The following is a 21563-nucleotide window of genomic DNA, read 5'->3' as shown; positions in this document are numbered from 1 at the left end:
TTTTTTACTTTTCTTCTTTCGGCTTGAATTCTTCTGATCCGCTTTCGATGTAAAGCAAGAAATCATTGATTTTCTTTTCTTCCCATCCGGCTGATCTAAGACCTTCGATAAGCCTTGCTATTTCTGTCATTGTCATATCTTCCATGTATTCTCCTTTCTCCAGTTCTCACTGGTGACTTGTAAGCTGTGTTCCTTACAAGTATTATTATACATTATAATTCATGTAATCGTCAATAGTTCTTTACATCTTTTTTCATGTATTTTATTTTATTCTATTTACATTTTATTTCGTGTTTTCTTCTTCTACATATTTAATAATGTTCCCCGGCTGCATATCCAGAAGCATACATATATTATTTAGCGCTTTTGCTCCAACCGGTTTTCCGTCTCTCAAATATTGTATTGCGCTTTCATTCAAAAGCTTTTCTTTTCTTAATCTTGTCGTATTATATCCGGCATCTTTCAGTGTTTCCAGCACATCTATTTTATAAGCTATCATTTTTCTGCACCTCCATTATTTTGATTAAATTATACATGATTTTTATTGTAAAGTCAATTACATGTTTTTTAGTGTAAAATGCACAATTACTGTATTATTTATTACATGATATTTCATGCATTATGCTAATTGAAATTACATCATTTTTCATGTATTATATAACCATAGCAAAGGAACAAAAGAAACAAACAACCGGACACCCGGAACCACTCAATCCAATGAGGGCATACGGAAGCGATCCGATTTATTGAAAAATTCTAGTTCCAGAAAAAAAGAAAAGCCGACCGGAGCAGCTGACAACTAAACCCGATCGGCACCAATCAAAAAATATTTAGAAAGGTAAGCACATTATATCAGTGCGAAAGGAAAAAGACAATGAAGAAAATTGAAGAAATCAGAAAAGCACTTGAGGAAAGAAAAGACCGCAGCGCATGGAACAAAGGCGTTACAGTTTACGCGCTGGAATTGCTGGAAGTATACGAAGAGCGCGCAAAATACGAAGGACGAAACGCAGAGGATCGCAAAGAATTTAGGGAGTGGATCAAAAACGGCGCGGACGGTTGGGAGGCATACAGCTGGGGCGGTTCTTCATTGATCTATAACGGAGATATTGCCGAGCGGCTTTGCTGCCCGTCAGAACTTAAAAAGACACGCAACGGAGAACGCAGACCAAACAGTCGTGAAGAATGGCTTGACGTGCAAGCAAGAGCTTTATATCAAGCATCAAACAGATTATCACGAGTGGCTTTTTAAGAGATAGACAAAACCAACCGGGGAGCAATCCCCGGAGCTTTTAGACAGATCAGGAGAAAAAAACATGATTAATATTGATATGTGGTATGGAGATAAGCCGGAAGAAGTAACCGGCATAAATTGGAGCTTTAGCGATTTAGATTGCGTATACCGTGGCAATCTGTATAAAGGTAATAAATTCATCGGAGATTATGAAGCGGACACAATACAGGAAGTGCAAGAAGCTTTTCCACAATTAGCGGAAGGCATCGACAAGGCATTGAACTAGAAGGAGGGTAAACAAATGAGAAATACAACAATAGAAACAGTATACACCTATGCGGAGTGGTGCAAGCTTGTAGACCGCCACGGGAAAACAATTTTAAAAAGATACATAAAAAGAAAATTGAGAACAGCGACCCGGTTTATTTTCCGGGCATCGGTACTCTATCTCGCATATGCTTTTTGCTATGCGGTAGCGTATCAACTATAGAAAGGAGCTGGACACCATGACAGAAATTGAAAAAATTATGAGCGAAACAAAGGAAATAGCCGAGAATATCAAAGCAAATTACACGCTTGAAAAAACCGCTTTACAGTTTGGTTACAAAATACTTATCGAAAAAGAAAATAGAAATTGCATCACATTATGCGATGACTTTTATTATTTTGATGAATCCGTGAAAGAAGCGGAAGAAAAAATTGATAGATACATTAAATGTATCGAAGTATACGCCGGAGAGCTGCACCAATACGGCGAAAGCCTGAAAAGGCTATTCCAACGTAAATTATGCATAGAGATTTTATATCTCTATGGGCTGTAAATAAAGAGCCGGACGCGTTCCGGCTTTTATGATAACCGGAAAACTAATGAAAGGAAGTGGATATCATGAAAGAAATAACAATAAACAGAGCACCGCAGGCAATGAGAATTGAAGCAATTAAAGGCTTGCGCAGTTTTGATGATGTTTGGGAGCTTGACAGCATAGCAGCGGACGCATGGCAGGAAATATTTGAGGGAGTCGAGAAAGGTATATATAACTATGCTTCATGGGATGCCGCGCCGATCACGTCAAAAAGCGGAAGCGTTTCATTTTTGCGTCACGGCCTGACGCGATCAATCAAAGAGCCGGACAAATTACAATTAACTTGTATACTGGTCAAGGATGGCGAAGAAATCCCGCTAAGCGATTTACAAGTGAACCTTTACGAGTTTTTAAAAGAAACACCGACCAACGCAAAAATTACAATTGAATAGCAGAAAGAAAGCCAACGCCGATATAATAATCGGTATTGGCTTATTGCTGTTTATGTATATTCTTTTTGTAGCTGCTTCATTCGGTCTTTTATCGCTTTTCTAACAGTATCCGGCATGTTACGGAACTGCGGAACAATGCCAAAAAATCCGACATGATAAGCGCGCCAAATGCATTCGCATCTACTTCCAGTGGTTGCAGATTGTACTGTTCGATACTGATCCGGTCACTTGTCCGATATTCTTCTAGGCTTTCACCGCCTGCGATCTGGTAAGCGTGTCGCAGTTCGTGAGCCAACGCAAAGAACAATTCCGGCGATACTGCTATATCATCCCGGATCAGTACCGCATTCGGTGTTAGTGCTGCTATTTGCGTGCCGGTGTGCATCCGGTCAGCAGATACAAATTTAATAAACGGCACAGGTATATCTAATATGTCGCAGATTTCGCGTGAAAATTTGATACAGATTTGTTTTTTATCCATGTTCCTGGTCTCCTTACAAATGCATAATATCATGGATTAGTCAAAAAGGGAATTGCATTTATTTTTGTATGGTGATATGCTGTATGTGATTATAGCTTGTATTTGACGATTTGAGGCGTTTTAATATGCAGACAACCAAATTATCAAACGTCTGTAAATAGTGCCGGATGCAGTCACAGGCGAACGCACAGCACTATTATAAAACATCAACCGGTATCATACCGGGACACAAAATAGTTTCAAAAAAGGACGTTGAAATCGATCAAAATTTCAACGTCCAGATTTTAGCCTTCTTTATTTTTAGGGTGTGATCTTTTTTTGAGAAAATTTTCCTGACCTCAAAAATCGCCCTAAAAACGCGCCACTTTTGGAATTTCCTGAAAAATTTTATTTTTCTAATTCTTCAGGAAACACTTTTTTCTTAGATATTCTTCGACCGAATACCTCTTCGCAGTATTTTCTGTACTCTTCGCATTCGGCGGTTTCCATGGCTTCCATGGTTGTTTTTCCGTGAGTATTCGCGAATGCCTTGACATATTGCTTATATTGTCTTTCCGCTTCATTCATAACCTTTCTCCTTTGTTCTCGCTTCAATTTCAATCGCATTTCCGTTTCTCCCGTCATTTATTATATTGATTTTTCCAGAATAATCAAATACCAATTCTCCATGATCGTACACTCTGATTCTCCCAGTATCGTTCTGTGCTGGAATCGTCACGACAAAATTTTCTTTCTCCGGTTCTGCTTTTTCCTTGCTATTTCCGCAAGAAGTAGCCAATATTACGAATATAATCACAGCCACGGAGAGCAAAATCTTATGACTGTGCATACTTTTCCGACTCCTTTCTGTGTAGCTCCATCAGCGATTCAAGCTTTCTTTCATCCGATTTCACCAGTTCACCATGCTTTTTCATATCGTTCAGTTGCATCAGATATGTACCGGCTTTATCAACATCTTCTTGCCCGTTCTTTGCTTCATGTCGCCAAAGATATTTGAACACATTTCCAAAACAGAAAGCTACGAACCCTCTCTTCCCTAAAATGATTTTCAGTGCATCGAAACACTCAATGCTTGTCTCTTTATAATGGTCTGGTCTGATTTCTTTCATGCTATTACCTCAACTTTCCCTCTCCTCTTCAATCTGTTTATAATACCGGCATCTGTTTTTACAGTAATTCTTATCATGTCCCATCTTGCATCCGCTACACTCATTTATGTAGCCGAATTCATCTCTGGAAGGCAAAGCAAAGAATAAGATCAGGCTGATTAAAAGCAACACCGGCGAAAAGATCAGAAACAAAATATTAAACAGAATATCCGTTATCTTCTCAATCATTTTCTCTTCTTCCTCTCTTTCAGCCGCCTGTTCCATTCCGCAAGATACCGTTCCTGTTCTGTATCTTCCAATTCCTGTCTGGAGCCGTATACCGGTCTGGAAAAGCTTTCTTTTGCCGTGTCGCTGTCGCAATGTGCGATCATGCCACCGTAGTGCTGGTCCTGGTCATGCTTCATTTCTTTTCTGTTGCGTTTATTCATTGCATTCCTCCAGCAGCTCCGGATTGTCATATACATTACCGACAATGTAGAAACCATTTAATCTAGTCCAATATCCAATATCGTTTCTGAGAAATTTAGCATTGCTCCACTTAATCACGAAACTTCCGTATTCATATTCAACTATTCCCTTATAACATCCAATCTGGACAATGTCATTCTCATATATTTTCTTTCCGTTCTTGTCAGTCAGCCCTGTATACTGACAAATGGTATCTTCATCAATCAGAAATTCACCATCAAGGCTTTTATCATTGATATAATTCTTGTCACTAAGATAGCCATGCACCCATGTTCCATTAAGATGCTCGTTACTATCCATTGCATGGATATGTTTCGCTCTAAAAAGAATCTCTCTATTCATAATTTTCCACTACCTCCAACTTCTTCAAATCCTCAATTAACCACGGTTCTTTGTCTGACCATTTGACCATAGGGAAATCAACATTAAACATCCACCATGATTTTTCCGTTTCGCATGCACTACTACTCCAACAATCAATTTGCTTGTATGGCTTTCTAGTATAAATATATAATGCACCAGACGGGTCTCTTGCAATATATTCTATATTCTCACTAAGATAATCCAGAAACGCCCTATCCTTCTTGCTTATCACTGGCTTTTCAATATACTCTGATTCAGCCCATTCTTTTATGTTCTTTCTGCAATCAGTAGAAAACAAACATACACTACATAAAATACTGTCACATGGAACGATACGCCCACTCCCTTTCATTATTGCAATACGACTTCCACTACAAGCAATATTCATAATCTCTTTTGCGTACTTCTCTTTATTCTTCATCTCTTCCACCTCTCTTAACTATTTCAATCGCTCTGTCAATAGCATTTGCAGTATTAAGATAAGCACAATCCTTATCTGCATCACCTGTGTTTGCTATTGTGAGATAGTAGTGCATCTTTAAATCTTCAAGTTCTTTCGCGACATTCTCCACGTCCAACGCTGTCGGCTGTTCTCTCAGCATATTAACAACATCCACTTCTGAAAAAGTTAGCTCTCCCAGATGCCGTAAATGTCCAGCATCTATAAATTTTATCAGTGCATCCGCATCAATTAGTTTCGTAACCACTTCTCCTATTCCACATTTTTATTGCTCCATCTCTTGTATCAGCATTGCCAGCTCGTCCGAAACATCTACTGCATACCACCATATATCTCGTTCCACCGCCTAATGCCTGCGGAGCTTCATGAGAAAACAGTTCACCTTCTCTTCCGCAAAACGGACAAGGCTTTAATTTTTCCATCAGTTCTCACTCCCATTCACTTTTCAACATATCTGCCTTAATCAACTCATAGATTATATCCAACGCTGTTCTATTATCCCTGTATCGGCAGTTCGCATCCTTATGTATTCTTGGATCGTTTTTATCCCAATCATTTACGGCAAAACATACATCACTGACAAACAGCATCTTGCATCCTCTTGCAACACAGAGATAATAGCACTCTGACTCCTTTGGAATACCTTTACATCTTTTGAATCCGTACTTTTTGAACTCACTGGCTTTTACTGTTGGTTTTAGCATCAATCTCACTCCAATCAAATTTACAACCACATTCGCCACAATAGTTGTTTCTGCTCTCTGCATCTGACATTACCTGTTTGCCACACAATGGACATTCGTAGTCGATATCTCCGTTCAGTTCGTCTAAGATAATCGGCTTTACTGGAATCTGCTTTTCCAACGCAACGAGAGCCATTCGCACAGCTGCATCATGCTTTCTTGCGCTAATAGCTGCTTTCGGAACTTCTGTATGTATGTCTTTCTCCAATATCTCCATAGCTTCTTTAATTTCCATCTTTTTCTCCTTTATCTCAACTGATTCTTTTGCATTTCTTCGAAGATTTTCTTGCAACCTTTCTGTTGATCGAGTTCTTTCAGATGCTCAACACGGTTATTCCATATCTCAATAGCTTCCTCTTTGGAATTCGCTCCGTGTACCGCATAGCAATCTTCCTCGGACGTATCTATTGTTGTTCCATGTATTCCATCGTAGTGGCAGTATCTCGGACAGCCAGCCGACCATCCGAAATAAAATCCGTCTACTACATCTACTGAAAGATATGCTTTCGTTCCACATCTAGGACATGGTTTTAATCCACTCATATCATTCTCCTTTATAGGGTTCCGGTAACGGCATCCAGGCAACAATTGTTTTTGCCGTGTGTTCATAGATTCCTTGAAAGATTCCATTTCCCCAATATCTCATCTCTGTTACTGTTCCGCTGTAAAAGCATACAATTACATCCGTATTATCCTCCGGCATCTTCTCACTGCACGGAATCCACTGTGTTTCTTTTAGTGCATGTATCCCCATTTTAATGGCTTCTACTGTTTCCTCAGTCCAGCCCCATTCAAGATGTTTCACTAATCTATCTATTGCTTGTTGATTATTCATCTTCGATCTCCTCTTCTTTTGGAAACTGAAAAATAAAAGTTTCGGTAATTTGATCTCTTACTTTTTCCGCTTCTTCTAACGATATTCTTGTAAGAACATTTGCCGTTTCTGGAATCATGTGCCTGTTGAATATGTATTGTGTATACCGTTCTCTGCACATCTCCATAGCCTTGATTGCTTTTTCTTCGGTGGAATATTCAGCTAAAATATAAACTCTATCTCCTTTGCCGAGGTCATTCCCCGGAAACGTTCCAACGATTGTTGCCATATTCCCTGAATACAGGGAAATTGCAATCAATTCATAAGGCATATCCAGTAATCCGTTCTGGCTAATGATTCTCATGTTCTTCCTCCTCTGATTTGATTTCTAATACGGCACATCCTGTTTCCTTATCCTTTGTGCATCTTATTACCTCAGCTGACGTAATAATATCAGGGAGTGTTTCATCTGGCTCAAATTCCGCAGCCAATCCATTACAGCTAACCTTGTATCTCCGGGTTGGGTGCATTACATTTAGAAAATTTTTTACTTTCATTCCTCATCCTCCTTAACATAATCCGGGCAATCCTCTGCGAATTCATACTCTTTCAAAGCATCACACTGCATCGGGCAATCCACGTGATCCGGGCATTCCAAACAACACATATGATTGTTTTCATTTATCGCACAATTTCCAATGCATCCCATTTACTGTTCCTCTTTCCATTTCTTCTCACTAAATTCATCCGGTTCCATATATGTATTTCCGTCACATTCGACAACTCCACGTCCGTATCTGTAAGCACATGCTCGGCAAAGAGGGCGAAATCTATTCATTCCCTTGTATTTACCTTTGGTTATCTTAAACGCTGCGACATACGGCTTTGATTTGTGATATCTGAAATGAGATTTCATTTCACCGCCACAACACCAGCATTTCTCGTTCATTCCTGTCAGTTCATAGAAATCTTTTGTATAGTCGTGTTTAATTCCACCATACCGAAAAGGCTTATCCGTCAGTGTATTCTTTCCTTTCATGCGATTTCTCCTTTTCTTCATCAATCCTCATAATTCGTTCCTTTCTCCTTAAAAAAGCGTAAAAAAATACCAACCACCGAATATTGATGGTTGGTAAATATTATCATGCAATAATTACTATTGCCCCAAATATTATTCCTGTTGCTATTATTATCCTGTTTTTTAAGACTCGTTTTAAAAAATACTTTTGAAAATTTTTCTCACAATCCTCAATTATTTTTATCTGTGGCTCAATCTCATTTGCAAATTCCGGCAAGGTTTTTTTGCTTAGTGTATCATTCTTTCCGTAATATTTTCCACCAGAAATTGTCTCATCAATCTTGCACATCGCCTCTTTTAGTTCGTACTTAAATTGCCACGGTTCAAATGTTGAAAAATTATTTGTTACATCTTCGAAATATTTCCTTACGACATCAATCGAATTAAAATTTTTCGAAACTCCAGATGTGATATCCATTACAAGAATTCCATATAACGGGTATATCATATTCTTCGCTTTATTGAGCTCATTTTGGTATTCATTAAGCACATAAAATACGGCAGATACAATAACACTTGAGAAAATTCCTCCCGCAATCCCGACAGCAAGATTTTGCATCACCTCAGAAAAATTCATACAATTCCCCATTTCTTTTTTTTGATACAGAAATTATACCATTCCAACCATCAATATTCAATTGTCAAGGTGCTGTTATTTAAGCAAACCTTAATTGTTCTTCTGTATCATCAATACTCATGTTCGGCATTCGCTCACCGACTTTCAGATACGGACAGTTTGCTTCTACAAGCTTTTCAGCCATGATCGGCACCACACTGTTTCCGATTCTTGCGACTTGCTTTGCTATTGGATATTTCTTCCAGTTGTAATCCCTGTCGATAATGTAATCCTTTGGGAATCCTTGCATCAGCTTTAATTCTTCCGGTTTCAGCATCCTCAAAAAGATATCAGATATGATGTATTTCTCGCCCTTGATATCCAGGATTACATTCACCAGTCCAAAACGGTCTTTCGTTGTGATCGTATCAAGCGATCTATCCATTGTCTGTCCGCACCCACCGCCGTAATACTTAATCAGAAATGCTGAAACCAATCCGAAATGCCCCGGAGATGTCGTAATTGTATGTAATGGTTCATCACACCCCTGTCCAATCCCCGTCTTGTAATACTTCGTGATAAATGCTGTCACAAGTCCGTATCGGTTCGATGTATCAATCGTCTTAATCGGTTCCGTTAAAAGCTGTCCTCTTGAATCACCGGCTCTCGTCTCTCCGTGATATTGAATGATGTATGCCAGTGCATCTTTGTTTTTCACGATATAAGGAGATTCTGCATCGATGATATATTTCTTGATACCGTTTGCTATTCTCTTCTGTGTAGCTTCTGCAAGTGGTTTCTTTCGCTCAAATATCGAACTTCCAAGGTCTGACCAGTCAATGTAATCTCCACAAGATTTCCACTTCTCAAATCCGATGCCGTCTGCACTGTGAGTCTGCTTTGGGAATCTGATTTCCCGTCCATCTCTACGGAATACTGCATACCATCTCTTTCTTGTGGTTGGTGCTCCGTAATCCGCAGCTATCAATTCTCTACTACCAAAACGGTACCCGAGGTTCTTCATTGCTGTAATGAATTTTTTATAATCCTCACCTTTTTTCTCCGGTATCGGATAACCTTTTTCGTCCAACGGACCCCACTGTTGTATTTCCTCCACATTTTCCATCAACACCACATCTGGAAGAATCTCCTTTGCGTGTTTGTATACCGCCCACGGAAGAATCCGAAGTCCTTTTTCTCTCGGCTTACCGCCCTTTGCTTTTGAGTGGCTTGTACAATCTGGACTCGCCCACATAAGAGCCACATGCTGTCCTTTTGCATATTTCTTCAAATTGACCTTAAAAATATCCTCAGTCAGATGAAGTGTATCTGGATGATTTGTCTTATGCATCAATATAGCATCTGGAGCATGGTTAATAGCTATGTCTACCGGTCTGCCGAGTGCCATTTCTATTCCTACAGATGCACCACCACCACCGGCAAAGCAATCTACGATTAAATCTTTCATTTCAACGTTACCTCCATGAAGTCCTCAATGCTCATCTGCGACTCTTTTGCAACTTTCAGCATTTCATTTTTTGCCCTTGTGTAGAAATTCCGATCAATCTCAAATCCAAATGCACTTCTACCGAGATTTCTTGCTGCTCTCAACGTGCTTCCTGATCCGCAACACGGATCAATAACTACATCTCCAGGATCAGTAAATGTCTGAATCAATTGTTCCAACAACCTTACTGGCTTCTGAGCCGGATGAATTTTCGGAATATCTTTTCCGTCCTTTTCCCACTTGAACCAGTTAAATACCATATGTCCTGTACCTCGAATCGTTTTTCCATTTTCATCAAACTGTGCGCCATTTCTAAATTTCGGTAATTTGTCCCGATACAATACCAGCGCATATTCCGTAGCACCTACAATACGCATATTTGCTTTCAATACCTGTGGACTGTAATTTTTCACAAATACAAGCGGTATGTAATTCACAAAGCCATGTTTCTTAGCTGCGTTGATCAGTGTGCTTAACTGTTCAAAACTGCAAAATACAATCATGCACGGAGCATCAGAACTTCTGCCACACTTGCCGGCTTTCTTAGGTTCTTTCTTCAACATCTTTGAGCAAAAATGGAAATACTCATACAGATTGAAATTGAAATCTGAATTAAACGCTGCTTTCTCTGCAAGTTTACTTTTACCGTTCTTATTATCCCTACCTACGTACCACATTGGATTACTTCCGTAAAAGTTGCTTCCTACATTGTATGGCACATCAGCTATAATTAGCTGCGCTGGTGGGATTGCATATTTTTTGTAATTCTGCATTGAATCTCTATAAATATCACATTTAAGTTTTTTTCTTTGTTTCATCTTCTCGAAAGGAGCCGATATATCTTTGCCCGGCCGGAGCTCCGTCTCCTTTCTGTAATTTACATACTTTCTAACAGTACGGTTTTAAGTTCCAAAGTACCATCCGCTTCTATCCATGCGATAGCCAGAAAATCATTGTCGTAGGCACACGAAGAAAAACCATCTTCAAATCCAATCTCGAACTGTATTCCTTTTTCTTCCAATGCAGACTTAATTTCTTCGTCCATTCCAAAATCATTTCCATCTTCATCTTCACGGTATCTCGAATAGTATTCGTCAATTTCTCGATAATACTTTTCAATAATTTCTTCTATTATTTTTCTAATCATCACTTCACCTCATTCGCTACCAGGAATCCCATTCTAGCAACATTCCTAAGATTATCCCTAATCAGTGCCTTGTTCGGCTGTCTATGCCTTCTCAGATACGCCCACCATGATTCATACTCTTCCGGTCCATCCGGTTCATTCGCCAGATAGTCCACGGAATATTCATACTCAGCTTTTGCAACTTTCAAACACTGAATCATGTAATCTATCTTTTCTCCTGTGTTCATGACTACTCCTTTACCCGGCAGATTTCTTCGTACACTGTAAAGAATTTTCCCTCATGCTCTTTGCAGTATTCTTTCAAAACCCTTTTCATTGCTTCCTCTTTTACTTCCGTGACATCTTCCTCGTATACACATCTTTTCACTTTGCCCGTATCTTCAATCACTCGAACAACGTAAGCAAGCTCAACCTCGATTTCTTTCTTCTCATGGTCTTCCTTCCACTGTTTTAGGATTTCAACTACTTTATCAGGATGTTCTCTTCTGTAAGCCGAACAAAACGAATATCTAGATTCTTTAACGAGTTTTCCTAACTCGCAATTTTTGCACTCTCTTGTGCACATATCTGCCAATACCTTGATTGCTTCTTCTGCTGTCAGTTCATCCTCTGCCAATCCTTCAAACATTTCATCTGTCCAGAACCATTCACGGTCTGATTCTTTAATGCAGTATGCATCATCATACACTTTTGAAATTTCAACATTCTTTCCACAATGTACCGCCATATCTCGTACAAATATTTGTCCACCGTAACGGATATTTTCTTTAAGGTCACTTCTAACCTTCACCTTATCGCCAACTTTATACCTCATTTTCACTCACCCGATCTTTCACACAAATTCCATTTATTTTCATATTGCTAATTGGAATCACAACACATTTCTGACCATCAACAACCTGTACATCCAAATAATCTGTGAAATCTGCATTCAGTTCCATTTTTCCCTCGGCAAATTCCACTTTCAGTTTCTTTGGATTAACAATATTGGTAGCCATAAATTCCGTCTTTTCTCCGGCGTATTCATCGTAAATACGGTCAAATTTTTCCATTTGTTCATGAAGAACATTGCTTTCTTCAAAAATTTTCCGCATATCGTCCTTACCGATTTTGTACGGCTCTGGATCAGTTCCATGTCTGATAAGCTCATTGTAGATATTCTGGTGGATGTCTTTGACTGTTTCGCAATCAATATTTTCACAGAGGACATTTTCTACGATTCCATTGAACATTTCTTTCTGTTCATCTGCCGATGCAATCATTCTTGTACCAAGTACGGAATTTATAAACTCTTCTTGAATGTCAGATGACTTTTTTGTGTAATACAGAATCTCATGCACATCAGTTGACCGATCATTGAACGCCGGGAAAAGAAATCCCTTATCTGGCTTGTCCACTACCCAATCTCTCATACGCTCCTGCATTTTTTCTTCCTTGCTGTTGTAGGAAAGTCCAGCCTGTGACAGTTTCACCGGACAAATACTGCAAAGAATAAAATCATATACTTCGTCAGATGCATCCTCCATTGTCTTCCCATCGGTAGACTTCCCTGGAATATCATAAGTACCGTGAATCAGAATGATGTAGTAGTTTCCCGGATAAACGTAGGATGTCATAACCTGTTCGTAAAATTCGTCCAACAGCGCCGGATCTTTCAATCTGGACTCTCTCAGCCCCATAAGCAATTCATGCTCGTATCCCTCTGGATCTCCACTTCTTTCCGTATCTACCATGTACTGCATATTCAGCAGAGTCTTTCCGATGTTTCCAGATAAGGTTTTTCTGAAAATATCAAAATACTTAAACATTTCTTCTTCCGGAAGTGAAAGAAACGCCTGTTCATCTTCCATTTTCTTCTCTTTTTCGCCGTCCACATAACAACCGGCGATTCTTGTGATCGTGCAATTTTCCGGCGTGAACTGCTTCTTAATTTCCTGAACTTCTCTTTTATTCATCACATCAACCCACTTTCTCTTTCTTTGGCTTACCTTGTTCGTATTTATCGCAATCTGCGACTGAACATCTACGACTTTTCTCGTTTATTCCAATGTAGTCGCATCTCATGCCGACACTCAAAAAAGCCTTATTTGACATTCTGAAACAACACGATCGGCATAAATGCCTGTCTGCATTCTTCCCTTTGTACTCAGCTTTTCTGGCTTTTCCGTACAGGATCCCATGTTTATTACATCTTCTGCGAATTGCGTTTTCACCAATTCCATATCTGATAGCCAACTGTTTTATGGTAAGTCCAGATTCAATCTCTTTTCGCAGCTTTTCTGGATCATATTCTTTCTTTTCATGCGTAGCAGCTTCCGACCTAAGATATTTTTCACGCTCTATATATTTGTAAACGGATGCGCATGAAACCCCTAAAGAATTAGCAATATCTTTTATCGGTCGCTTATCATTCCACATCATAAATGCTATTTCTTGCTTATTTTTCATTTGCTGCTCCTCGACTGATTCTCCGTCATTTTCCTGTCAATTTGATTCATAGCCGACAGAAGTTTTTCTTTTGCAAAACTTGTTTTTCCAGATAATTCAAAGATTTTCTGTGATTGTACCTGTAGTTTCATACATTCTTCATCGGTTCCGGTAGCATCTTTAAATTCACGGACTATCTTTCTACATTCAAGTCGCACTTCTTCATCTGTCAGGTATTTATCCTTAAATGGAATTTCTTCCTGTTTTGCCTGTACAAAACCATCTCCCGATCCGTTCCATCCGTATACTTTGTTTTCAGTGAAGCTATTTTTCAGTCGCTTACTTTCTACTTCGTAATACAGCGGCACAAAATAATCCTGTATCCCACCATCACGATCTTTTGCGATCTCAACCACATTGGATGCCTGATAGATTGGATCATCGTCCTTCCACCCAAACATCTGCTTACTTAGCCGAATAAAATCATTATTCACACGATGGACAATAAATGCATTGTCTACAGCATTTCCGAGATCCGCAGTACCGGAAATATCATCCAGTCTCAAAAATCCCATTGCTTTCCTCGGATGAGCCACAAACATGATATGTATGTCGTACTTCTCAGCCATCTTATGCAAGGTTAATACAAACTCTGTCTGAGCTTCAAATTTGTTGTCAGAAAGGCTTTTTATGTTAAATGCCATAAGATTATCCAGTATGAGCAATTGTGGCTTATTTGCTTCAATATGCTTCTCTAGCTGTTCTTTAACAGCTTGGAAATCATTACCGTACTCATTGTTGTATAAATGAAAACTTTTTCCGAGCCATTCAGCAATCTTTTCTTGATTCTGTTTCGACACATTGTAGTATCCATCAAACTGAGTTGGCTCTGCATATGCTTTCCCGGCAGCCTGAAGATTCATCCACCGCATAAAGTTTTGTGGAGATAACTCACCAGAAAATACAGATACTTTATTTCTGTTTTCTACACAATCCAGGCATAATTCTGAAATCAAACTCGACTTGCCGGAAGCGCGCAATCCAGATATTACCGTAACGTATCCGGTCTTCAATCCACGCATCCGTACATCTATATCCTTGATTCCGGTTTTTACAAATGTTTCCGGCGGCTTCGGCATTTCCATAATGTCTTTTGCCGTAAGGAATACCGGCTTTCCCTCTTTTTCCTTAATATGCACCGGCTCTTGTACTTTTTGCGAATGAGAATAGATTCTTTCAGCATACTCCTGTTGCTTTTTTTCGTAAGCATCCGGCTCATACAACAGACGCACATCTCGCCATGTCTTATCAGCGCAAGAATTGTGAAAGCAATGAAAACCGATTGCGCCGCTCGCCGTTCTGAAAATACAAGCATCCTTACCCTTGTGATTGCTGTCAAACGGACATTCATCCAAAATATACTTCACGCCGCCGGAATAAGATGTTTTTCGATATCTCAATCCGTACTTACTAAGCCATTCATCAAGATCGAACTCTGCTGGTTGATAATTATTGTATCTCTGAGGTTTTTCCTCTTTCGGCAACATATCAGCTAACTTCTTAACATATTTAGCATCATTTATCCTGATTTCTTCTGGATCACCGATAACCATACTCATTCGGTGTGGTCTTTCTTCTGTGTTCGCACCTTTTTGTGCCTGCGTTCCGTACAGCTTACACACCCTTGCCGGATTGAAATTTTTCAAGTCAATCTGAATTTCATCATCAGAAAAGTACATATCCAGTACATTCAGACACTTCTTTATCAGCTCTCTATTTTCATCTGAATTTTTCATTTTCACTCGGTACAGTAAATGAACGCCATTTCCGCTGAACCCAAATAACGGATCATAGAAACCAATATTTTTCATAAAGGAATAAACCTTATTTCCGATTTCTTTTGCAGCTGCTACCTGATCGTCACTGGAAGATGTTCCGGTTGGTCGCTTAGGATCTACGTCAATGAACAGCCAATCATAGCCAACAACATCATTGTCACTCGAAGTAGCTTTTGCATTTTTCTTAAAGAAATTCTGTTGCTCCCTACTGTAGCAAGCTTCATTCAGGCTATTCAGTGTTATGTATATATTGCAGTTAGCATAATCCCGGATGTCTTTGTTAAATGCTTTTATCAGGTCATCAGCCGTCTTGAAGTACCCACTGTACATCTGCTTACTGTTATAAATTACTCTTACCTCAAAAAGCTGATTCTCCGTTTTAAGAAGCGATATAGCCTTTCTGATTTCTGTCTCACTTATCATTTACTGCTCCTTAAACAATTTCTCCACATACAAATCCATCGAATGTACCAACTTTATACAATTTCCATGAAGTGCATGATTTTTCCATGAAGAGAATTTCTCTTCCATTTTTGATTTTTCCATCTTTCCATTTTTCACTTCCTTAACCCATTTATTGAGTCTTTTCTTTATTTTCCTTTTATTCTCGCCTGTTATTTTGCGAATATATTTTCCATCTGCCGTCATATAGTGATGAAACCCAAGAAACCTAATGCCTTTCCTGAATGGTATAATTTGTGTCTTTCCATTCAATTCCAGTCCAAGGCTTTTCAATAGCTCTCGAATACAATCAAGACACCACTTTAAATATTCCTTGTTTTGATGAAACAAATAAAAATCATCCATATATCTTCCGTATTCAACAATTCCAAGCTCGCCAGTTATCATGCAATCCACCGGATGCACCATGAGTAGTGCGTACACCTGTCCGGCTTGATTTCCAAGTGGCAGTCCCGGATTCTCACTGCTGTCTATCAATACATGATTGAGCCATACCGCATAAGGATCCCGGAAGAAATAATCTACAATATCTTCCAAAATCCAATGGTCAATCTCATAAAAGAAATGTCTGATATCACATTTCAATATCCATCCATCAAGACCGTGTTTCTCGTAAAACGCTTCCATATGATCTTTAAGACCATTCAACGCATATAACGTTCCTTTTCCTACTTGCCCGGCAGAATTATATTTGACAAACACATTTTGCAATTTTGGATGCAGAATATTGTCACAGAAAACGTGCTGTACAACCTTATCCTTAAATGTGCAAGACTCAATCACTCTTTGTTTCGGTTCAAATATTTCAAACCGATTATACGGTGCTACCGTATATGTCTGATTTTCCAGTTGCTCTTTCAGAATGTTGATTCCGTCTAAAGCCATCGAAGAAAATTTTGCAGTGCTGCTATTAAATTTCTTGCCAGATTTAGCTTTCCGATAAGCCCTATACAGATTGTCGTAATCTGTAACAATATTCCTATCCATTGATACTCCTTTATATTTGCCTCTAAGAGGGAGGTCTGTTTCCTTTTTGTATCTTCTCTGATTTCGGCTTCATGCCTACTCTTACTGTCTGCAATACAGAATGGGCGAACACCGTTACTGTTGTTGTAGTTATTGTTGTTGATGTTACCGGACGGCGAAACAACCGCTTAACGGAAACAAACCTAAATGTATTTACCTCTGTCTATCTTTCGTTCTCCAAGCAATAGCCATGTGCTTAACATCAGACACCATCTTTGACCAATATCCCATGCTATCCGAATTGATTATGCGCAATTCATGAGACATTTCTATGTAAAACAACAATTCATCACAATAAGTAATTGCTTTTGTTTGCAGTTCCAGGCGATCTCTTTTGTAAGCTTTAATGTCTGTTCTATTTGCTTCAAAGAGCATTTCATAGATTTCCATTGACTTATTTTGCATTTTGTCAACAAGCGAAAATCTAAATTTCTTTGGATATCTGTTAGCGTTACTGGTTACTCTTAATGTATGAACAGCCAACTCTTTTGCTTTCAGAATCACTTTCAGGTCATTTTCTGCCATTATTCATCATCTTCCTCAGATTCAAAGATCGAAGAGGAAAAGATACAAACCGGGCGAACACCGCAACCGTAGTTGTAGCTACGGCCGCCGATGCAACCGGACGGCGAAACAACCGCCATCCATCTACTATCATCATTACAAGATGTACTGTATGGCGTAAGCGTCCACCACCATTCATCAGTGTTCGGCAGTAATTTTCTGTATTTCCGGTATTCATCTACGGTAATGAGTGATACATAGTCTTTGCACTTTCCATATTCTATCTGACCGTCAAGCGAGAACAGATCACGCTCAAACCAAACCAAGGATCCTTTCCCAAGTTCATCTTCGATTTTCTTTCTCAGATCTGCATTGAGTTTGAGCCGAAGATCACTGCTTTTCCAGTCATTACAGCTATCATCAAATTCTCGGTCTTTTCCGTAAAATTCGTCAGCAATAACAAGATAACCTTCTTCAAGCTTGTCCAACACTTTCCATTTCATTCCTGCAACTTCAATGATTTCACCAGTTTTCGGCTTCTTGTATTTTCTTTTTAAGGCGCTATAGGCCTGATTCAATTCTTCCAGTTTTTCTCCAAATTCTTTCAATGTCATCATGTTTTTATTCCTCCGTTACTTTGGATACAAAGATATTAGATTTTAAGATACAAAATGGGCGAACACCGTAACTGCCGCAGTAGCAATTGCTGCTGAAGTTACCGGACGGCGAAACAACCGCTACTGAATTACCCCATCCTCTTTCTTCGGTACTCCATGCAGTACACGTCCAATACCAATCCGGAAGATCTTTATTAACCAATAAATCATTATATTTTCTTGCTTCATCGAACGTCAGTGGTCTTACTTTCGCATGAAGAACTAAATCTTTTCTCTGCATATCTACAGTTGCTAAACTTACCTGTCTGCTACATAAATTATCTGAATCGAATTCCTCTTTAAATTCAGGGAAAATTTCTTCTTCAAAAAGATCAGACAGCTCTGACGTAAAATATTCGTTACTATCATCATCAAAACGAACATCTTTCCTATACAGTCCTTCTGTGGTAACTGCTGTTTTATCGCCTTCCTGTTCCAGAACAATAAATCTCCCGATGCCTGTATCGAACTTTCCACCAACCGGAATTTCGTCCAGCCGAACCTTATTTTTCCGTTCTCTTTCCTCTAACATTGCTACAAGCTCTTTTGCTTTTTCTAATTCTTTGCTCATTTTCTATTCCTTTCTGGCTTACTGCCATTCATCTGCTGCTAATTTGCTTGCCGGTTTCCAGCCTCCGGTGCATTGATTTTGTTCTGCTACCTGTTGATTTTTTGGCATTCTGCTTAATCTATCCCAAATAACACCGGAGTAATTATTTGCCATTGAATCATCAACAACTTTCTTCAAAGCTTCTATTCCGTACTCACGATATCCAGAAACAAACTGCGTGATCGTCTTTTTTAGTCCAATCTCTGTTCCATAGTGATTGCTTGACTTAGGCTTTCTTCCGTCTTTATACTCCATCCATTCTTTCAAACATTGATGCAAGTCCTCGTTTTCTAAAACATAGTCACTGTCCTGATGGATGTCGTTCTTCAAAACATATTCAAGATTAGATACATTGGAATTTTTTGAATAAGAATAGTCAGTTGTGTCGCCAGACACGGAATTATGCTTATCTATACTATTCTTTTCTTCTCTATTCTTATCTATTCTATACTGGGTATCCGACTGGTCTACCACTGGTATACCAAGTAGTAAATCGTCATCGGATTCCGTAGTATTTCTAAGGGAATATCTGCCATTCGGTTGCACCGTTAAATGAGCTTTTTCTTCCTGATAAATTGTTTCTGTGTATCTGTCTTTCCTCAAATAATTATTGATTCTCCAATGCTTGATTACACAAATCCCGTCTGGAAATTGAATAACAAATGATTTTGCAACAAGCAGATCATAGTCATTCTGGTTCGCTCCGATAATCTTCATTACTTTCTTTGCATTATTCAAAAATCCGTCATCGTCTGCTCTCATAGAGAGATGAAAGTATAATGCCTGTGTGGATAACGGCATTTCCAAGAAAGCATCCGAGTCAATAATCTGTTTGGAAAACATTCTCTTCTCTGCCATCTAACTCACCTCCGTGAGCTTTCCAAGCTTTTCAAGAATAAACTGTATCGTTCGGTCAGCGCACTTCCATGGATTTTCGTAAATTTGACTTCCACTGAAATGCAAAACCTCACATCCAGAAGATTTCAAATCGTAATCTCGTTCATTGTCTCTCTTAATCTGAGTCTTACTCGAATGATACTCATGCCCGTCACACTCAATAACCAGCTTTAAGCCGTTTTCTGGTGTATATATTTCTAAGAATTCGGCATCTGTGGCGAAGCAGAAATCAGCAAAATATTTTTTACCATTGCGATTTTTTAATTCATATTGAGGCTGTAGGACGAATTTTATTTTTCTTTCAGCACATAAAATATCGAACGCAAAGCAGAATATTTTCTCTATTGGACTTCTGCATAAACTATAATCAAATCCAATTCCTGTGAATATTTCATATCCTCCGTTACCATTCACCATATATTCAGTCATTTTTTCAAAGAACATTTCCTTACACCTCATAGGAAGTGCATTAAATGATTCAGTTTCCAGTTTATAAGCATTTATCATCTTTATCTCACCTCCCGTTGCAGTAATTCCAATACCATACGCCCCTGATCCCGATTGTGGCAGAATATGAACTCCACGCCGTACTCTTTCTGCATAGTCTTGCAAGCTTTCATGAGTGTCTCACCCCTGGTTGCTGCCGGATATCTCTGTGCGCGCCTGTATATTGGATTTCCGCTCTTGTAATAACCAACCACATCATTTGTACGCTTCATCACGAAAAGCCTCGGATTTTTCCATTTATGAAGCTCGTCCAGTGATTGAATTGTCGGATTGTAAATGTCTTTTGTTCCGGTAATCAAACCACCGGCGTTCTGTACCAACACATACAACTTAATGCCGTTATTCTGTGCCAAGATACATTCATCCCGGAACCTTGCATGTTGTTTTCCGCAAATGTCGCCTACAAGTTCCTGAATGTCTTTCTTTGTATCTACAGTCACATTGAAAGTTCCAAGAAAATCCATCTTTTTCACTGGAATTCCCCTCTTTTCTTTTCTGGAAATCGCATCAAGAACCTTATCATTTGCAACAATGTAATCACCACACGGGAGCGGATAATTCATTACTTCAATTCCAATGCTTTTCCAATATTGTTCCTTTTCTGTATGTTTCCCAGCTTGTTGCGCTTTATCACTAATCAGTATCATTGGAATCACCTCTTCTGTTGTAATGCCGTTCATTAAGCACGTATTCTTCTGCTTTCTTCTGATCTGCTAAAAGATTTTTGAGCCTGTCTATGAACTGCTTGTTCTGCTTATCTGCATAGAATTTAGCTACCTTTTCGACAAATTCAACTCTGTCTTTCATAGCTCTACGGTCATTTCTCTGTTTATGTACCCGCGTTGCTATTTTGCAGCGTTCATCGTAATTATGCGCAAACTCGATATCATGCAGAAAATCTTGATTCATTCTGTCGTATTTATAGACCTGTGTTACGCAGTCTTTATACTCTTTATCGCAATATTTTAAGAAATTCAGAAACTCGTCTATGATTTCAGACGGCTTCGTTCCTTTCTCCATCCACAACCGCCTCCCTTCTTTTCCTTGCTCTGTATTCCCGTTGCTTTTGCCTATAATGTTCAGGGTTCTTCGCCCGTTTTGCACGTATAGAAGCATTTACCCGATCACGATTTTCTTTCTTCCATTGATTAGATTTTTTAATACATTTACCTGAATTTTCATCGTAATACTTCTTGTTTCTCTGTCTGATTTCTTCACGATGCTTTTCACGGTATCTTCTTTGATACTCTTTATTCCTTGCATCTTTGGCAGATATAGGGTTTACAAATCCTTCAATTTCATCACCTTCTAAATAATCTTCTATTTCCATGCCACTATATCTACATTCCACATAAGGGCAGTTAAAACAATTAGGAACACAACACTTCGGTGGCTTTTTCTTTTTATTCGTCAAAACTACC

The 21563-nt window shown here is 39.0% G+C and carries 43 protein-coding genes; 5 read left to right on the top strand and 38 right to left on the bottom strand.

Annotated elements, in window-relative coordinates; translation table 11 throughout:
* Positions 1 to 4: 4 nt before the first annotated feature.
* Together ACYQ5K_RS13615 and ACYQ5K_RS13610 are read right to left on the bottom strand one after the other, a co-directional pair.
* Entirely contained in the window at positions 5 to 145 is a 141-nt protein-coding gene (locus tag ACYQ5K_RS13615; protein WP_459777790.1) for a hypothetical protein, read from the bottom strand.
* A gap of 138 nt (positions 146 to 283) precedes the next feature.
* Positions 284 to 499: a helix-turn-helix domain-containing protein gene (locus ACYQ5K_RS13610; RefSeq protein WP_459777789.1), complete on the bottom strand. Its 216-nt coding sequence runs from the start codon at positions 497 to 499 to the stop codon at positions 284 to 286.
* A 375-nt stretch (positions 500 to 874) separates the two neighbouring features.
* On the opposite strand from ACYQ5K_RS13610, the gene ACYQ5K_RS13605 reads away from it, so the two are divergent.
* The 5 genes from ACYQ5K_RS13605 (at position 875) to ACYQ5K_RS13585 (ending at position 2489) form a co-directional block, all read left to right on the top strand.
* Positions 875 to 1252 (top strand): hypothetical protein, encoded by a 378-nt coding sequence (locus ACYQ5K_RS13605; protein ID WP_459777788.1) that lies wholly within the window; start codon positions 875 to 877, stop codon positions 1250 to 1252.
* A gap of 64 nt (positions 1253 to 1316) precedes the next feature.
* A complete protein-coding gene (locus tag ACYQ5K_RS13600) occupies positions 1317 to 1520 on the top strand; it encodes a hypothetical protein (RefSeq protein WP_459777787.1) in 204 nt (67 codons plus the stop codon).
* 15 nt (positions 1521 to 1535) lie between these two features.
* Entirely contained in the window at positions 1536 to 1724 is a 189-nt protein-coding gene (locus ACYQ5K_RS13595; RefSeq protein WP_459777786.1) for a hypothetical protein, read from the top strand.
* Between the two features lie 16 nt (positions 1725 to 1740).
* Entirely contained in the window at positions 1741 to 2055 is a 315-nt protein-coding gene (locus tag ACYQ5K_RS13590) for a hypothetical protein (RefSeq protein WP_459777785.1), read from the top strand.
* Positions 2056 to 2120: 65 nt separating this feature from the next.
* On the top strand, positions 2121 to 2489 hold the full coding sequence (locus ACYQ5K_RS13585; protein ID WP_459777784.1) for a hypothetical protein: 369 nt from the start codon (positions 2121 to 2123) through the stop codon (positions 2487 to 2489).
* Between the two features lie 88 nt (positions 2490 to 2577).
* Here ACYQ5K_RS13585 and ACYQ5K_RS13580 read toward each other — a convergent pair whose 3' ends face one another.
* The 36 genes from ACYQ5K_RS13580 to ACYQ5K_RS13405 all read right to left on the bottom strand — a co-directional run bounded on the left by ACYQ5K_RS13580 (position 2578) and on the right by ACYQ5K_RS13405 (position 21556).
* Positions 2578 to 2970 (bottom strand): hypothetical protein, encoded by a 393-nt coding sequence (locus ACYQ5K_RS13580; protein WP_459777783.1) that lies wholly within the window; start codon positions 2968 to 2970, stop codon positions 2578 to 2580.
* 387 nt (positions 2971 to 3357) lie between these two features.
* A complete protein-coding gene (locus tag ACYQ5K_RS13575; RefSeq protein WP_008375398.1) occupies positions 3358 to 3537 on the bottom strand; it encodes a hypothetical protein in 180 nt (59 codons plus the stop codon).
* Positions 3530 to 3772, bottom strand: coding sequence for a hypothetical protein (locus ACYQ5K_RS13570; RefSeq protein ID WP_147574786.1), 243 nt, complete (start codon positions 3770 to 3772; stop codon positions 3530 to 3532). Before ACYQ5K_RS13570 ends, ACYQ5K_RS13575 begins: the two co-directional genes overlap by 8 nt.
* A gap of 13 nt (positions 3773 to 3785) precedes the next feature.
* Positions 3786 to 4079, bottom strand: a complete 294-nt coding sequence (locus tag ACYQ5K_RS13565; RefSeq protein WP_195479527.1) for a DUF3310 domain-containing protein — start codon at positions 4077 to 4079, stop codon at positions 3786 to 3788.
* A gap of 9 nt (positions 4080 to 4088) precedes the next feature.
* Positions 4089 to 4307 (bottom strand): hypothetical protein, encoded by a 219-nt coding sequence (locus ACYQ5K_RS13560; RefSeq protein WP_195479526.1) that lies wholly within the window; start codon positions 4305 to 4307, stop codon positions 4089 to 4091.
* Positions 4304 to 4507, bottom strand: a complete 204-nt coding sequence (locus ACYQ5K_RS13555) for a hypothetical protein (protein WP_195479525.1) — start codon at positions 4505 to 4507, stop codon at positions 4304 to 4306. Before ACYQ5K_RS13555 ends, ACYQ5K_RS13560 begins: the two co-directional genes overlap by 4 nt.
* Positions 4500 to 4889, bottom strand: a complete 390-nt coding sequence (locus tag ACYQ5K_RS13550; protein WP_195479524.1) for a YopX family protein — start codon at positions 4887 to 4889, stop codon at positions 4500 to 4502. Before ACYQ5K_RS13550 ends, ACYQ5K_RS13555 begins: the two co-directional genes overlap by 8 nt.
* Positions 4882 to 5331 (bottom strand): hypothetical protein, encoded by a 450-nt coding sequence (locus ACYQ5K_RS13545; RefSeq protein ID WP_195479523.1) that lies wholly within the window; start codon positions 5329 to 5331, stop codon positions 4882 to 4884. Before ACYQ5K_RS13545 ends, ACYQ5K_RS13550 begins: the two co-directional genes overlap by 8 nt.
* The gene (locus tag ACYQ5K_RS13540; protein ID WP_459777782.1) at positions 5321 to 5617 is read right to left on the bottom strand and encodes a hypothetical protein; all 297 of its coding nucleotides are present in this window, start codon (positions 5615 to 5617) and stop codon (positions 5321 to 5323) included. Before ACYQ5K_RS13540 ends, ACYQ5K_RS13545 begins: the two co-directional genes overlap by 11 nt.
* Positions 5598 to 5792, bottom strand: a complete 195-nt coding sequence (locus ACYQ5K_RS13535; protein WP_195479521.1) for a Lar family restriction alleviation protein — start codon at positions 5790 to 5792, stop codon at positions 5598 to 5600. The genes ACYQ5K_RS13540 and ACYQ5K_RS13535 overlap by 20 nt, the downstream gene beginning before the upstream one ends.
* 6 nt (positions 5793 to 5798) lie before the next feature.
* On the bottom strand, positions 5799 to 6074 hold the full coding sequence (locus ACYQ5K_RS13530) for a hypothetical protein (RefSeq protein ID WP_195479520.1): 276 nt from the start codon (positions 6072 to 6074) through the stop codon (positions 5799 to 5801).
* Complete coding sequence (locus ACYQ5K_RS13525; RefSeq protein WP_195479519.1) at positions 6046 to 6348, bottom strand: hypothetical protein; 303 nt, start codon at positions 6346 to 6348, stop codon at positions 6046 to 6048. The genes ACYQ5K_RS13530 and ACYQ5K_RS13525 overlap by 29 nt, the downstream gene beginning before the upstream one ends.
* 11 nt (positions 6349 to 6359) lie before the next feature.
* A complete protein-coding gene (locus ACYQ5K_RS13520) occupies positions 6360 to 6656 on the bottom strand; it encodes a hypothetical protein (protein WP_195479518.1) in 297 nt (98 codons plus the stop codon).
* Between the two features lies 1 nt (position 6657).
* Positions 6658 to 6948 carry a DUF551 domain-containing protein gene (locus ACYQ5K_RS13515; protein ID WP_459777781.1) on the bottom strand — a complete coding sequence of 97 codons (291 nt, stop codon included), beginning with the start codon at positions 6946 to 6948 and terminating at the stop codon, positions 6658 to 6660.
* The gene (locus tag ACYQ5K_RS13510) at positions 6941 to 7291 is read right to left on the bottom strand and encodes a hypothetical protein (protein ID WP_459777780.1); all 351 of its coding nucleotides are present in this window, start codon (positions 7289 to 7291) and stop codon (positions 6941 to 6943) included. The genes ACYQ5K_RS13515 and ACYQ5K_RS13510 overlap by 8 nt, the downstream gene beginning before the upstream one ends.
* Positions 7278 to 7484, bottom strand: coding sequence for a hypothetical protein (locus tag ACYQ5K_RS13505; RefSeq protein WP_459777779.1), 207 nt, complete (start codon positions 7482 to 7484; stop codon positions 7278 to 7280). Before ACYQ5K_RS13505 ends, ACYQ5K_RS13510 begins: the two co-directional genes overlap by 14 nt.
* Positions 7481 to 7636 carry a hypothetical protein gene (locus tag ACYQ5K_RS13500; RefSeq protein WP_459777778.1) on the bottom strand — a complete coding sequence of 52 codons (156 nt, stop codon included), beginning with the start codon at positions 7634 to 7636 and terminating at the stop codon, positions 7481 to 7483. Before ACYQ5K_RS13500 ends, ACYQ5K_RS13505 begins: the two co-directional genes overlap by 4 nt.
* Entirely contained in the window at positions 7637 to 7966 is a 330-nt protein-coding gene (locus ACYQ5K_RS13495) for a hypothetical protein (RefSeq protein WP_459777777.1), read from the bottom strand.
* A 103-nt stretch (positions 7967 to 8069) separates the two neighbouring features.
* Positions 8070 to 8582 carry a hypothetical protein gene (locus tag ACYQ5K_RS13490; RefSeq protein ID WP_459777776.1) on the bottom strand — a complete coding sequence of 171 codons (513 nt, stop codon included), beginning with the start codon at positions 8580 to 8582 and terminating at the stop codon, positions 8070 to 8072.
* Positions 8583 to 8661: 79 nt separating this feature from the next.
* A complete protein-coding gene (locus ACYQ5K_RS13485) occupies positions 8662 to 10029 on the bottom strand; it encodes a DNA cytosine methyltransferase (RefSeq protein ID WP_459777775.1) in 1368 nt (455 codons plus the stop codon).
* Positions 10026 to 10841: a DNA-methyltransferase gene (locus tag ACYQ5K_RS13480; RefSeq protein ID WP_459777774.1), complete on the bottom strand. Its 816-nt coding sequence runs from the start codon at positions 10839 to 10841 to the stop codon at positions 10026 to 10028. Before ACYQ5K_RS13480 ends, ACYQ5K_RS13485 begins: the two co-directional genes overlap by 4 nt.
* 104 nt (positions 10842 to 10945) lie before the next feature.
* Entirely contained in the window at positions 10946 to 11215 is a 270-nt protein-coding gene (locus tag ACYQ5K_RS13475) for a hypothetical protein (protein WP_459777773.1), read from the bottom strand.
* Positions 11215 to 11442, bottom strand: a complete 228-nt coding sequence (locus ACYQ5K_RS13470) for a hypothetical protein (protein ID WP_459777772.1) — start codon at positions 11440 to 11442, stop codon at positions 11215 to 11217. Before ACYQ5K_RS13470 ends, ACYQ5K_RS13475 begins: the two co-directional genes overlap by 1 nt.
* A gap of 2 nt (positions 11443 to 11444) precedes the next feature.
* The gene (locus ACYQ5K_RS13465; RefSeq protein WP_459777771.1) at positions 11445 to 12029 is read right to left on the bottom strand and encodes a hypothetical protein; all 585 of its coding nucleotides are present in this window, start codon (positions 12027 to 12029) and stop codon (positions 11445 to 11447) included.
* Complete coding sequence (locus tag ACYQ5K_RS13460) at positions 12019 to 13170, bottom strand: DUF4317 domain-containing protein (protein ID WP_459777770.1); 1152 nt, start codon at positions 13168 to 13170, stop codon at positions 12019 to 12021. Before ACYQ5K_RS13460 ends, ACYQ5K_RS13465 begins: the two co-directional genes overlap by 11 nt.
* A 4-nt stretch (positions 13171 to 13174) precedes the next feature.
* Entirely contained in the window at positions 13175 to 13663 is a 489-nt protein-coding gene (locus ACYQ5K_RS13455) for a hypothetical protein (RefSeq protein WP_459777769.1), read from the bottom strand.
* The gene (locus ACYQ5K_RS13450; protein ID WP_459777768.1) at positions 13660 to 15903 is read right to left on the bottom strand and encodes an AAA family ATPase; all 2244 of its coding nucleotides are present in this window, start codon (positions 15901 to 15903) and stop codon (positions 13660 to 13662) included. The genes ACYQ5K_RS13455 and ACYQ5K_RS13450 overlap by 4 nt, the downstream gene beginning before the upstream one ends.
* Entirely contained in the window at positions 15904 to 16929 is a 1026-nt protein-coding gene (locus ACYQ5K_RS13445) for a reverse transcriptase domain-containing protein (protein WP_459777767.1), read from the bottom strand.
* A 192-nt stretch (positions 16930 to 17121) separates the two neighbouring features.
* Complete coding sequence (locus tag ACYQ5K_RS13440) at positions 17122 to 17493, bottom strand: four helix bundle protein (protein WP_195479877.1); 372 nt, start codon at positions 17491 to 17493, stop codon at positions 17122 to 17124.
* Positions 17493 to 18089 carry a DUF6273 domain-containing protein gene (locus ACYQ5K_RS13435; RefSeq protein WP_459777766.1) on the bottom strand — a complete coding sequence of 199 codons (597 nt, stop codon included), beginning with the start codon at positions 18087 to 18089 and terminating at the stop codon, positions 17493 to 17495. The genes ACYQ5K_RS13440 and ACYQ5K_RS13435 overlap by 1 nt, the downstream gene beginning before the upstream one ends.
* 4 nt (positions 18090 to 18093) lie before the next feature.
* A complete protein-coding gene (locus tag ACYQ5K_RS13430) occupies positions 18094 to 18699 on the bottom strand; it encodes a hypothetical protein (RefSeq protein ID WP_459777765.1) in 606 nt (201 codons plus the stop codon).
* 18 nt (positions 18700 to 18717) lie between these two features.
* Positions 18718 to 19596 (bottom strand): replisome organizer, encoded by an 879-nt coding sequence (locus tag ACYQ5K_RS13425; RefSeq protein WP_459777764.1) that lies wholly within the window; start codon positions 19594 to 19596, stop codon positions 18718 to 18720.
* Complete coding sequence (locus tag ACYQ5K_RS13420) at positions 19597 to 20142, bottom strand: endonuclease domain-containing protein (protein ID WP_459777763.1); 546 nt, start codon at positions 20140 to 20142, stop codon at positions 19597 to 19599. It lies immediately after the preceding gene.
* Positions 20143 to 20144: 2 nt separating this feature from the next.
* Positions 20145 to 20789 carry an ERCC4 domain-containing protein gene (locus ACYQ5K_RS13415; protein WP_459777762.1) on the bottom strand — a complete coding sequence of 215 codons (645 nt, stop codon included), beginning with the start codon at positions 20787 to 20789 and terminating at the stop codon, positions 20145 to 20147.
* Positions 20776 to 21162 (bottom strand): hypothetical protein, encoded by a 387-nt coding sequence (locus ACYQ5K_RS13410; protein ID WP_459777761.1) that lies wholly within the window; start codon positions 21160 to 21162, stop codon positions 20776 to 20778. The genes ACYQ5K_RS13415 and ACYQ5K_RS13410 overlap by 14 nt, the downstream gene beginning before the upstream one ends.
* On the bottom strand, positions 21137 to 21556 hold the full coding sequence (locus ACYQ5K_RS13405) for a hypothetical protein (RefSeq protein ID WP_459777760.1): 420 nt from the start codon (positions 21554 to 21556) through the stop codon (positions 21137 to 21139). The genes ACYQ5K_RS13410 and ACYQ5K_RS13405 overlap by 26 nt, the downstream gene beginning before the upstream one ends.
* Positions 21557 to 21563: the final 7 nt, after the last annotated feature.

It is taken from the genome of Allocoprococcus similis, assembly GCF_054660775.1.
Note: the sequence above shows the minus strand (reverse complement) of the source record. Positions and strands in the feature narration are given on the sequence as shown.